The following is a 13,009-nucleotide window of genomic DNA, read 5'->3' as shown; positions in this document are numbered from 1 at the left end:
ACCGTCGTCGCCGCGGTCGATGACGTCGGCGGGGGTCTCCGTGGTGCGTAGGTGGAGGGTGATGCGGACGGTGCGGTCGCCGATGTAGTTCTTGATCGTGGCGTGCTCGTCGAGGAGTTCGGCGATGCGGACGGCCTTGTCGAGGTAGCGGTCCGTCTGGTTGAGGTTGGTGAACTCGAAGCTGCCCAGCTTGAACGGGCGGAGAGCCGGCGCGGGAGCCGGTGCCGGTGCGTCCGTGCTGGTGGTGCCGCTGTCGTCGGCGGTGCCGGGAGTGCTGTTGTTGCCGGACAGCGTGCTGAGGTCGCGTGCCTCTTCCTCGGCCTGTATGTGGAGTGGTGCCGGTTGCTGCGTCGGTGCCGGTGCCGGAGTGCGGGGCAGGAGGGGGACGAAGTCGCCGCCGCGGCGGCGCAGGCGCAGGTGGGGGCTGTCGGTGGAGGGGCCCGCATAGGTGTGGGCGGTGCCGTTCTCCTCGATCAGCGTGACCGTGGTGCCGGTCGCGGCGGCGGCCCACCGCGCCACCGCGCGGTCGGCCTCGGGACCCCACGGGGCCTCGGACAGGTGGCGGCGCAGGTGTCCTTCGAGGGCCTGGGGGCTGGGGGTCGGGGCGCCCGGCCTGACCCGCAGGGGCGGGGGCGTGAAGAGCGCGTCGCGCTCGGCGGCCTCGCCCGGCAGGCCGTTGAGGCGCATCAGCTGGGAGGGCGTGGCGCCGGCGCGGGTGCGCAGGCGTGCCGCCTCGCGGTGGTGGAGTCCGGGCTGTTCGGCGGCCTGGCGCAGGGCGGTGGAGAGCGCGCCGAAGAAGCCGTTGCCGCGGCCCGTCGGCGTGCCCTGGGCGTAGGTGGCCCCGTCGGGTGCGGTGAGGACGCCGTCGCGGGCGAGGCGGTAGCGCGGGCCCGAGCCCTGGGCGGGCGGCATCCAGGGGGGCGTGGTGTGGCTGCGGTGCGGGGAGGGCTGCCGGGGCGTGGCGTGGGTGGGGTCGGCCGTGGCCGTGGTCGTTCCGGATGCGTCCTCGGCCCGGTCGGCGGGAGCCGGCAGCGGGGTGGAGACCGGCGCGGGGGTGCCCGGGGGCAGCGTGGCGTGGAAGAAGTCCCCGGCGGCGAAGAGCACCGGGTCGGTGGCCGGCCGTACGGTGGCCGGGTCGGCGCCGTGCGGGAGGAAGAGCTGGCTGCGGCCCTCGCCGGTCACCACGGTGAGCGGCGTGCCCAGGACCCGGGCGGCCAGGGCGGGCAGCAGGTCGGCACCGCCGTGGTCGCCGGCCCGGCGGACGGGCGCGGCCTGCTCGCCGTCCGCCGGGGTGCCGCTGTCCTGGCGCGGCTCGCTCGCGAACGGGCGGGACAGGGCCAGGACGGCCAGCGCCACCCGTTGGCCGGGCGTCGGCCAGTACGTCTGCGGGAGGCGGCCGAAGGCGTCGAACTCGGCCTGCTGGGCCGGGGTGAACTTCAGCCCGGCGGCGTCGACCTCGTCCTGGGTGAAGGTGTCGGAGGCGTCCAGGGCGAGGGAGTCGAGCAGGTCCTGGTTGCTGTCCTCGCCCAGTTCCCAGGCGAGGCGGTCGCGGGCGGCGCCGACGGCCTCGGCCGTGACCGCGGGGTCGCCGGGGGCGGCGGTGAACCGCTCGGCGAGGTCGGTCCCGAGCAGGTGGGGCAGCCTGCCCCGGTCCTGGGCGACGGCGAGCAGCGCGTGGAAGAACGAGGCGCCGTCGTGCGGTACGTCGTGCACCTCGCGCACGGTGGCGCCGTCCGGCGAGGTGAGGGTGCGCGGGGTGGAGCCGGTGGCGTCGCTGACGGTGTACGGCGCGGGCGCCTCGGACCGCCAGGCAGGCTCGGTGTAGGTGGCCTGCTCGGGCGCCGGCGCGGGGGACTGGCCCCGGTGGTGGGCCGTGAGGCGGCTCGCGGCGAGGTGCAGGCGGTGGTGCTCGGCGGCGGCGGCGTCGGTGCGCTGCTCCCAGAGGCGGACCCCGGTGCGGGCCGCCTGCCAGGCGGCGACGGCGGCGGACACGGGCGCGGTTGCGGGCGGGTCGGTGGAGGCGCCCTGCGCCGCCTGTTCCTGCGGGGTGAGGTCGAGCCAGGTGTCGCGGGCCCGTGCGCGGGCGTCGTAGTAGCGCTGCTCGGCCGTCGCGAGGTCGGCCGCCGCCTTCGCCTGGGCGTCCCAGGCGGCGCTCACCTCGGCGGGGTGGGTGGTGTCGTCGAGGAGGCCGTAGTCACGGGCGATGTCCTCGCGCAGCCAGACCAGCGCGGACGTGCGGGCCTCCGCGGCACGGGGGCCGCGCCGGGCCTTGCCGAGGGCGTGCAGCGGGCGGCTGTCGGTCATCTGGTGGTGCACCTCGGAGACCGCCAGCCAGCTCACCGGTACGGCGAACAGCATGCTGCGCTCGGTGACGACCTTCAGGTGGGTGCCGAGCGTGGTGTCCGCGGAGCCCTTGAGGGCGGTCGTGTCGTTCGCGCCGCCGACCGGGACCGTGGCGCCGGGGTTGGTCATGCCCGCGTTGCTGTTGCCGGCCAGGGGCGACGTGCCCACCGCGCCCTCGACGTTGTCGGTGATGCCGGCCTCCAGCGCGTCGGAGGTCTTGCGGCGCTGCATGGCCTCCATGCGCGGCTTGTTCTCCACGGCGAGCAGCCGGGCGCCGGTGCGGTGCATCTTGGCGTAGAGGCGGGAGTTCGCGGTGTGGGACTGGCCGAAGAGGCGGGCGGAGGACTGGGTGGGCAGCGGCGAGCCGTTCGGGCCGAGGGCCTCGCGGAAGCCGGCGGTCAGGCCGCCCTGCGAGGTGGCTTCCTGCTGGGCCTGGGCGGGGGCCGTGCCCAGGCCGGTGAGCGGGGTGAGGTGGGCCATGCGGACGCGGGCGTCGAGCTGGTCGCCGGTGTGGCGGCGTCCGAGGTCGCTGTCGCCGAAGCCGTCCGCGCGGGCGGTGGCGAGGGTCAGTCCGTCCCGGACGTTGGCCGCGCCGCGGACGTCGACGGCCAGGATGCCGGAGCCGATGCGGTCGTCGAAGGGCAGGACGTCGGAGTCGGTGGAGGCCGCGTCCGTGCCGGCCGTGTCCGAGGTCCCCGAACTCGTGGGCTGGGGACCGCTGGTGCCGCGCCAGGCGGCGATGCCGTCCGGGCGGGCCTGGTCGGCGGTCAGGAGCCGCACCGCGCGTTCCGGCTCCGGCACGTCCTGCTCGGTGAGTGCGTCGTCCGAGCCGTCACCGTTCGGGGTGAGCAGGCCGGCCGGGAGCATCTCGTTGAGGGTGCCGACCGAGGCGCCGGTGCGGGGGGCGAGGGGCGTGCCGGTCGCGTCGGTCATCGAGACGGTGAGCACGTAGCTGGTGACGACCTCGGCGTGCGCCTGGGTGGTGGCGATGTTCGGCATCGCGGTGCTGCCGTGGGTTTCGGTCCGCGCGCCGGAACGCTGCTTGGCTGCCGTGCCCTGCGCCGACGGGCTGGCGGTGAGGACGCCGCCGCTGTCGGCCGCCGCGCGCTGGGCGGCGCTGAGCGTCACGTCGGCGCCGCGGTCCTGGGAGACGGCGGTGGCGTCGTCGCGGGCGATGGTGCGGTAGTCCTCCAGCTCGAAGCCGGTGCGCAGCCGCTGCACGGTGGTGGTGACGGGCGTCAGCTTGAAGTGCAGTTGAGCCGGACTGCCGCCCACCGGCAGGTGGTGCGGGCTCCGCCAGGTGCGGTGGCGGACGGGCAGGGTCATCCCGTCGGTGGTCAGCTCGTGCAGGTGGGCGCGGAGGAAGTCGGGTGACAGCCGCTGCAGGACCTGCTCGCGGTCGTGCGAGGGCACGCCGATCTTCTCGAGCTGCGGCAGCAGGTGCCGGGCGGCGCGGCTCGCGTCCAGGCTGCCGCTGGGGTGGGTGGGGAAGCGCCTGCCGCGCAGGAAGCCGGGCACCCGGTAGCCGCCGCCGAGGTTGTGCGGGGTGGTGGTGTCCAGGCCGTCCGGGGCGAGCCCGGCCTCGATGGCGTCCTGCATCGGCAGGTGGAACATCACCGCGTCGCGGACGCGGTGGAGCGCGGCGGCGGCGCGGCGGGGGGCCAGGCGGCGGCCGAGGTGCTCCGAGAGGCGCCCGGCGGCGGAGCTGATCCGGGTCCCGGCACGGGTGCCGGCCAGGCCCATCGCGGCCGTCCAGCGGTCGCGCACCGCGACGGTCTCGACGGCGTCGGCGACCACCAGGTACATGCGCCCGGCGAAGGCGAGGGTGGTGTTGCGCCCGCGCGTCAGGGTCTGCGAGACGCTCTGGCCGCGGCCCCAGGCGTACTGCAGGGCCGTCGAGTAGGTGCCGACCACGGGCTGTTGGCCGGGCGCCTGCTGGAGCGGCATGTCGGAGCCCTGGAGGCCCAGGGTGGCGTGCGCGACGGTGCTCGCGCTGCCGACGACACGGTGCTCGTTGCCGATGGTGTTCTCGAGGGTCGACGGTTTCGGGTCACTCTTGACCCGCAGGTTGTGCAGCTCGCCGCGGACCGCGGCCTTGAGGTAGTGCGTCTGGAGCGGTCCCGCGCCGGACAGCCCGGCGATGCGCGAGCCGAACGGGCCGAGGTATTGGCCGAGTTGACCGGCCACGCTGAGGTTCGCCATGGCGCGGCGCAGCGCGGTGCGGGCCGGGGCGCCCGGGGCGCTCACGTGCCAGGACGAGCCGGTGGCCCGGTCGGCGGTGTCCTGCACGAGCTGCTGGCGCTGCCGGCCGCCTTCGGTGCCGAGCACCACGTGCGGTGCGCCGAGCAGGCGCAGGGTGAGGCGCCGGTCGGCGGAGTCGACCCGCTGCGGCGGACGGGTGCCGTCCAGGAGCTGGTCCGCCTCGACGGCGGACAGCTGCCGCGGGGCGGTCGTGGGGGCCGGTGCGGGCCGGCCGGTGCTCGGGTCCGCGGGGGCGTGGCGTTCGGAGCCGTGCGCGGCGGGCACGGCCAGCTCCACCCGGCCCACGGTCTCGGTGCCACGGGTGAACAGCGGCCGTTCCTCGACCTTTTCCACGAAGACACCCGCGCCGAGCAGGCCGACCGTGGCCAGGCGGGCCCAGCCCCGCGGCCGGCGGTGCCCTTCGAACGTGGCGCCCAGCTCCACCCGGTAGCTGTAGAGGTCGGTGCCGTTCTCGAAGGCCAGGTGGTCGTGGGTGACCGCGACGGTGTTCCTGGTGGCCCTCTGGTCGGTCTTGGCGTAGCGGGCGCCGACGGTGACGTTGCCGGTCTGGCGCGGCACTCCCGCCTCGGGCACCTTGTCGTGGTCGCGCGGCGAGATGCCGAGCTCGACACCGCCCGAGAGGGTGATGGACGCCTGCTGTCCCTGGCCGGAGACCTCGGTGCCGACGACGGCGTTGCGCAGGGAGCGCTCGGTCAGGGTGGTCTCGAACCGCCGGTCGCTCAGCCGTGCGCGCAGGATCAGGGTGTGGTGGCCGCGGCGCACCTTGCCGTCCTCGGTGAGGGTGACCGGGACGCCGGTGGTGGTGAGGTCGTCCAGACTCTGCGCCAGGCTCGGCCGGTTGAGGGCCTCGCGCACCTGACGGTCGTTGTGCAGCGCGGTACGCATCCGGCCGTCGCCGTACCAGAACCTGGCCAGCCGGGGGTGGCGCAGCATGAGCGGCGGCACGAACAGGGACGGGTAGGAGCGGTGCAGCGTGTCCAGGACGGCGTCGGTGAAGGCCCCCAAGGGGTCCGGCGGGGCGGGTTGCGGAGCCGTGACCTGCGGCTGCGGCGGCCGCTGCTCTCCTTCGGACGTCGGGGGCTGCTGGGCCGGTCGCGCAGGGGCCGTTCCGGCCTGCTCGGTCTGCGCCTGCGGGGGTGTCTGCGCGGGCTCCTGCGGCCGGTCGGGGCGGAAACCCTCGGCCCGGACCTGGCCGCTGAGGTGCACCGGGTCCTCCCGCGTCAGGTACCACGGCACGGGCGGCTCGGCGTCCGGGTGGGGGCCGGTCCGGCCGGGCGTACGACTGTCCCAGCCGGCCAGGCGGCGCGCGTCCTGGGTGGACATCCAGTCCAGGCTGACCACCCGCACCGGACGGGCCGCCGACGCCGGCTCGCCGGGCATGCGCACCATCAGCGTGCGCTCGACCCGGTACAGCGCCATCGGGTGGTTGCGCACCCGGCCGGTGGTCTTGCGGGCCGCGTCGGTGCCGAGGTAGTGGCCGCGCCCGCTGGTGAGGTCGGCCCGGACGAGCGGACCGCCCTGCAGGCGCACGTCCGTCTCGGGGCCGACGAGGGTGTAGTTGGGGCCGGCGGTGACCTGGATGCCGAAGCGGGTGTCGCGGACGTGCCCGCGCTGGTTCTGGTACGTGGTCTGGGTGAGGTCGCGCAGCTCCATCTTGACCGACTCGGCGACCAGGGTGGCCCGGTGCGGCACGGAGCGTTCCACGATCAGGTGGCCCAGCGGGTGCTGGCCGCTGCCCCGGGTCAGCTCGGGGCCGGTGACCGGGCTCGTCATCCGCCCGAACAGGGCCAGCAGCCGGGTCGGCCGCACGTAGGACACCACCGTGCGGTGCGCCGAACTTCCGGGCCTCGCACCGGAGATGGCCAGCGCGACGTCCTCCGGCGGGTCGACCAGGTGCAGTCCGCCGGTGTCGGTCACCCGCGGCTCGGTCCCGTCGGGGAACGTGAGCGTGCGGGGCGCGCGGCGGGGGCCCGCGAACGGCATGGTGAGGTCGTCCGGCAGCCGCCAGCTGAGCCCGTCCCGCATGCCGAAGCCGGCGGTGTGCAGCTGGGTGCGGTGCCACGTCGGACGCGGTGCGGGCGAGTCGGCGGATGAGGTGGTGCGCGTGGTGGGGGATGGTCCGCCGTCCGGGCCCGTGGTGCGGGCTGTTCCGTCGGCCGGGCCCGTGGTGGGGGCTGTTCGGCCGTCCGGGCCCGTGGGGGTCGCGGGCGCCTCGGTGACGCGGTCCACCTGCACCCGGTAGTACACGTCGTCGAGGTGCAGGTGGGAGCCCTCGTGGGCGCGCCACTCGGACTGGTTGTAGGCCTGGGTGCCCTGGACGTAGTCGGTCCTGCGGGTCCAGCCCAGGGAAAAGCCGATCTTCAGCAGCCAGTTGAGCGGCGGGCCCATGCTGAGTGCACCGGCGATGCGGCGCCCGAAGCCGACGCTGCGCCCACCGCCGGTGCCGGCCTGACCTCGCCGCATGGTGTCCAGGCGTACGGTGCCGCCGTCGACGTCCGAGAAACGCTCCCAGCGGTGGTACGGGACGGCCTCGACGGTCAGCTCCAGGCCGACGCCGGACTTCTCACGGCCCACGAGACGGGCACCGCGCGGGGCGGTGAAGGCACTGGGCTGGTCGGTGAGCAGGCGCAGCAGCTCCGCCTCGTCGAACCGGGCACGCAGGTGCCTGGGCAGGCCCTCCATGATCTGCCGGGCCACCTGCTCGGGCGAGCGCAGCGTGGTGACGCCCAGGCCGGTGAACAGGCCCGTACGGTCGCCGCGTGACGGACCGTCGGTCGCCCGCGCACCCTCGCCCGTGGCGCCGTCGTCGGGGTCGGCCCCCGGGTCGAGCAGGACCGTGGGCAGTCGGCTGCCGTCGGCGAAGGTGACCGTGCGGGGCGCCGGACCCGGGGGCGGGGCGTCCTGGCCGGTCAACAGGCGTGCCGGACGGTGTCGTTCGAGCTGCGTCTCCAGCGGGACCGGATCGCCGCGGTCGGGGGTCCCGGCCTCGTCGGTCGCCTTGGTCTCCCCGGTCTCCCCGGTCTTCCCGGCCTTCTCCGCGCTGTCGTCCGTCGTCGGTGCGTCCGTCGTCGGTGCGTCGGGCGTCGGTGCGTCGGGTGGCGTGCCCACGGGGGCCTCGTGGGCCGGGTCCCGGGGGAGCGGGGGCGGGGTGGTGGTGTCCTGGTGGGGCGGGGGCGGGGTGGGGGCCTCCTGCTGGAGCGGGGTGGCCGGGGCCCGGGACGGGGCCGGGTCCGGGGCGGGCGGGGTTGGGGCCGGGACCAGGGCGTCGAAGTGGTCGGTGCCGTTGTACGCCAGGTGCAGGGTGCCGCCGCTGCCCCCGGGGTGCAGGGAGGTGACCGTGGTCCGGCCCGACACCCGCGGGTCGGGCTGCACCAGCCGCAGGTCCAGGTCCAGGGTGTGGGCCAGGGCCTCCGGGAGGAGGTCGGCGAAGGGCGACGCCCACAGCCCGGGGTGCTCGGCGGCCGCGGCGACCAGGGCGCCCGGGCCCAGCCGGCGGGCGTCGGCGGGTGTGGGGGCGATGTCGGCGAGCTGGGGGTAGTCACTGGCGCGCAGCAACCGCCGCCACTGCTCGGCATCGCCGTGGGTCACGACGGCCTGCGCGACGCGGTTCCACTCGCGGGTGAGCCGGTCGCGCTCGGCGGGGTCGCGCACGCCCGCCAGGGCACGGACCCGCAGGTCGTCGACCACGGAGTACACCGGGTCGGGGAACGCCGTGGCGGCGGCGGTGCCGAGCTCGGTGCCCGCGATCCGGTCACGCAGCAGGGTGCGCAGGCCGGCGACGTTCCGCGCGGCCCAGGCGGGCGGCACCGGACGGCTGCGGGCGCTGTCCAGCAGCGCCCTGAACAGGCAGTTGCCGCCACCGGGAGTGTCCAGTCGGGCGAAGGTCACTCCGTCCGCGCGCAGGGTGGGGGCGGAGGTGAGCGTGGTGTCGGTCGAACTGAGGGCCAGGTCCTGGGCGAGACTTTCCGGCCGGCTCGGCGTGGGGACGAGATCGGGTCTGCGGCGGGCGAGTTCGGCGGCGTCCGCAGCGCTGAGGCCGAGCTCCGCGAGCGGCAGCGGGGTGTCCGACAACGACCAGGTGATCTGCGCGGCGGGCGCGTAGGTCAGTCCGCGCACGTCCTGGGGTGAGACCAGGGTGGTGGGCGGGAGCGCGGGCGGAGGCGGGGGGATCAGGGTGTCGAGCGTGGCGTCGGGACCCGCGGTGGTGCGCAGTCCGGCCGCCGCGCGCAGGAACGCGGTGTACTGCTCGGGAGTGGGTTCGGCCGTGGGAGCGGCCGTGCCCTGCCGGGTACCGCTCCAGTCGGTGACCATCCGGCGCAGCAGGTCGGGGGTCATGCGGCCGTCGCCGTAGCGGTCCGCGCCGTCCCGGCTGAGCCAGCGCAGGCCGTCGACCAGGGCGAGGCCGGCCAGCAACTCGCGGTTCTCCGGACGCTGTTCGGCATCGGGCCCCAGCGCGTCGCGCAGGGTGCGGATCTGCTGGAGCGTACGGGCGCGGGTGAAGGCGTCGGCCGGGTCCGGACCGGCGTGCAGCCCGGCGTCCCGGGCCAGCTCGTCCAGGCGGGCGCCGGTGGGCTCGGGCGTGAACAGCCGCCAGCGCCCCGGCCCGTCCGCGCCCTCGGTCAGGACAGCGCGCACGGCGCCGTCACGGTCACGGGCGGTGCCCACCTCGGTGGTGGGCGCGTACACCGGCCGGCCGGTGCGGTTCGCCACGTGCTGCGCCACCGGCAGGCCCGCCACCTCCGGCTGCCGTCCCGTCTCGCAGGAGTACAGCACGATCGGACGGTTGGCGTCGCCGTCCTGGAACCAGGACTTGAGCACCTCGCCGAGCTGCACCCCGCTCACCTTCACGGTGGGGTGTACGGCGTCGTCCGTGCCGAGCGTGACGGTGCGCGGGGTGCCGTGCGAGCCGAAGTAGTCGGCACCCTGCTCGGTGCCGGACGACTCCGGGTCGGTGCTGCGGCTGCCGGAGCCGGGAAGGGGGGTCGGCGGGCCGGTGAAGACGGTGCGGGGCGGGCCGGGTGTGCCGCCCGGCTCCGTGGCGGGGCCGGCGGAGGTGGTCCGCACGCTGCGGAACGTGTCCTGTCCGAGCAGCGCGCGGCGGGCCTCACTGTGCGCGGTGCCGTCCTCGGCCGGACTCTGCGAGATGGTCAACGTCCGTACGGCGCGGCCCGGTTGTGGCTGCGTCGCCGCGTCCGGCATCCAGCGCCGCAGCTGCGCCACGGGCACGGTGTGACCGGTGAGGGTGGTGACGGTCGGCTGCCGCTCGCTGCGGGCCGTTCCGGCGCCGGTGTCGGCCGCGCTGTCCGACGGCCGTACGACGATCCGCGCAGGCGCAGGCGCCGGGGCGATGGGAGTAAGAGGCTGCGCGGGCTCGTTGCGTGGTGAGGTCGGCGGCGGTGGGGGCGGGGTACTCCCGTTGCCGGACCCGATGCCGCCGCCCAGCGCTCCGTCGCGTCCCGCGGGGCCGTCGCCGGACTCCAGGTGCAGGTCGGTGGCGGGTTCCGCCCAGGGGCGCGAGAGGGTGGCGAGCTTGGACGGAGCGGAAGTGTCGGTGATGGGCTCGGGCGTCGTCCGGTCGTCGCGTGCCAGAGGCGGTGTGTCCGACAGCAGCTTGTCGGACAGGGGGGTCGCGTGTGGGGCCGTCGACTCGGTGCGGATCGGCTTCTCGCCCGGCGGAGGCGCGTCGGGGACGGTGTCCGAGGCCGTGTCGGCGACTGGGCCGCTGCCGACGGCGGGACCGCTCTCGGTGACGGGCCGGGGCGCGGGATCGACGGTGGCGGGCGCGCCGAGGGCGTCGGCGAGAGGCAACAGCACGTCGGAGCCGGGGAAGTCGGTGCCGGCGTCAGCGCCCGGTACGGCTGTGTCCGGCGCGGGGGAAGGCGGCGGGCCGGTGAGCGTGCGGACCTGGACGGGCCGGCCCGGACCCTCGCGGGTGAGTTCGACGGCTGGGCGCACCGGTCGCCCTGTCCCGTCCGCCGAGGCGGGCGGGCCGAGGACCAGGGCCCGGTCGGCGCCGGCGGTGTCGAGCAGCGCGGCGGCCTCCGGCGACCCGGAAACCGGGGGCGGCAGCTCGGAGACCACGACGGTGAGGGGCGCCCGGGTGGGATCGGCGGCGCCCGCGAGGCCGGGACCGGCCTTCACGTCGGGATCACCGAGCGATGAAGCGTCGGAGCGACCGTCGGCGGAGCTGGTCGTGGTCACCTTCGGCGGTGCGGTGCCGGCGGTGTCGGATGCCGGGGCCGTGTCGGGGCGGGGCCGGGACGAGTCGGTGGTGCTGCTGCTGTCGGCAGGGCCGGTGACGGTGTCGCCGTCCGGTGCGCCGGCGGTGCCGGGGAGGTCATCGGCCGTGGGAGCGGCGGTCTGGTCCGGGTGCGGGGTGGACCGCTGGCCGTCCGCCGTGAGCCGGGTGGCGTCCGGGGTGCGGGTGGCCTGGGGCTGGGGCTGGGACTGAGGCGTCTGCGTCCGGCCGTCGACGGCGGGGGCCTCCGAGCGGACCGGGGTGTTGCCAACGGGGGCGTCCGAGTGGACCGGCATGTCGCCGACCAGGACGTCCGAGCTGACCGGCGAGTCGACAGCGGCGGCGTCCGAGCGGACCGGAGTATCCCCGGCGGGGACGTCCGGGCGCACCGGGGTGTCGAGGGAGTGCGGCGTGTCCACCGTGACCGGCACGCCGAGCGAGTCGAGTGCGCGGCGGACGCCGTCGGCGTCGACCTGGGCTGCCGGACCGTTCCCGGCGGGCACCACGCGTACCTCGGGGAGCTGCGACAGGTTTCCGTGCAGCGCGTCGCGGACCCCGATCTCGGTTCCGGTGGGCTGCTGCGAGCCGCGCAGGGCGGCGATGTCGCGGAGCGCCTGGTCGCGCAGGTCGGGTGTGCCGGTGTGGACCTGCTGCCACAGCGCGTTCTCGGCGGCGGTCATCGGCAGCGGGCCGGGGGAGTACGCCGGCGGGTCCACAGCCGTGTAGGGAGGCGGTGGCGTGCCCTGCACGACGGGCGTGGACGTCGTGGAACTGCCGTCGAGACCACCGGGGTTGCTCGTCTGCCCGCTGACGGGTGCGGGGGTGGTGCCGTCACCCGTGGCGTCCCGGTCGGGGCCACCGGTGCGATCGCCGTCGCTGTCGGTTTTCGTGGTGCCGCTGCCGTCACGCGAGCGCGGGGCATCGGCGGGGCCGTGGTCGCCGCCGGAGACGGTGGGCGGCTGCATGCGCAACTTGTCGATCGCGTGGCGGAGTTCGGCGCTGCTGTTGATGGCGGTGCCCATGAGGCTCGCCTCGACCTGGCTGCTGATGCCGGCACCCACGAAGGTCGACCAACTGGTGCTCCAGTCACCGTCGAAGGCGCCCTTGATCAGGATTTCCCCGAGCGCCTCGCCGGAGCCCGCGGCGAGGAAGTCGGCGACGCCCTTCAGACCGTAGTGGCCGGCCAGGGCACCCGGCCGGTCGGCGTTGTTCCGCAGCAGCTGGTTGTTGCGCCACAGCGTGGGGTTGTTCCGGAAGGACAGGGGGCCGTCGCGGAAGGTGGTGGGGGTGTGGGCCGGGGGCGTGGGGCGATTGGTGGACGGGTCCGGGCCGGGCCGGTCGTGGGGGGTGTCGCGGTGCGGGGTGGGGGTGGGCTTGAGGTCGATGTCCGGGGTGTCGCGCAAGGTGGGCGGCTTCTTGAAGTCGGACCCGCCCTTCAGGAAGTTGTTGTCGTAGCCCTTCACGATGCGCTTCGCGAAGTCGTCGAAGACGCTGGTGAAGAAGCCCGCCGCGGCGCCGAACGCGGCCGACTTCAGGATGTCGTTCCAGTCGAACCGGTCCGGGCGGCGGCCGTTGGGAGCGAAGTTCATCATCGCCAGCCGCACCGCGAAGGTCGTGAACGCCTCGGCGAACGCCTCGGTCAGGGAGGGGGCGAGGTGCAGGCGGTGCAGCAGGTGGCTGAGCGTGGTGAGGATCGCGAACCGGCTGCGCAGCTTGGCCATCATGATCTGGCTGGCCGAGGCGCCTCCGGTGAAGAAGGACATCGCCAGGTAGAGGGCGATCTCGATGAGCAGCCGGATGACCTCGGCGATGACCTGCCACTTGGACTCCATGATGTCCATGGAGGTCTTGCGGCGGCCCTCGGCGATCTTGTCGAGCTGTTCGGCGAACTCGCGCAGGTAGTTCTTGCCGGCGTCGTCGATGAGCACGCCCATCGCCTTGGCGTACGACTTGGCCAGGTCGTCCGGCATGGACTCGGCGATGTCGTGGACCGACTTCTCGATCAGCGAGGACATGCGGTCGAGCTTGCGGCCCAGGCCGGAGTAGGGCTTGCGGCTCTCGTACGCCAGGTCCTCGTCGGCGTCGATGAGCTTCTCCCCGGTGAGGATGAAGATCATCGCGTTGACCTCGGGCGATGCCTTCAGGCTCATCGGTGGTCCCCTCGGC

General features: G+C 75.3%; 1 protein-coding gene. It reads right to left on the bottom strand.

Annotated elements, in window-relative coordinates; all coding sequences use genetic code 11:
- The coding region (locus AQJ30_RS33640) for a WXG100-like domain-containing protein (protein ID WP_483855236.1) at positions 1-12,993 on the bottom strand (12,993 nt) is incomplete at its 3' end.
- Positions 12,994-13,009 lie beyond the last annotated feature (16 nt).

It is taken from the genome of Streptomyces longwoodensis, assembly GCF_001514125.1.
In the GTDB taxonomy this organism is placed as follows: domain Bacteria; phylum Actinomycetota; class Actinomycetes; order Streptomycetales; family Streptomycetaceae; genus Streptomyces; species Streptomyces longwoodensis.
This window is presented reverse-complemented; position numbering and strand designations above follow the sequence as displayed.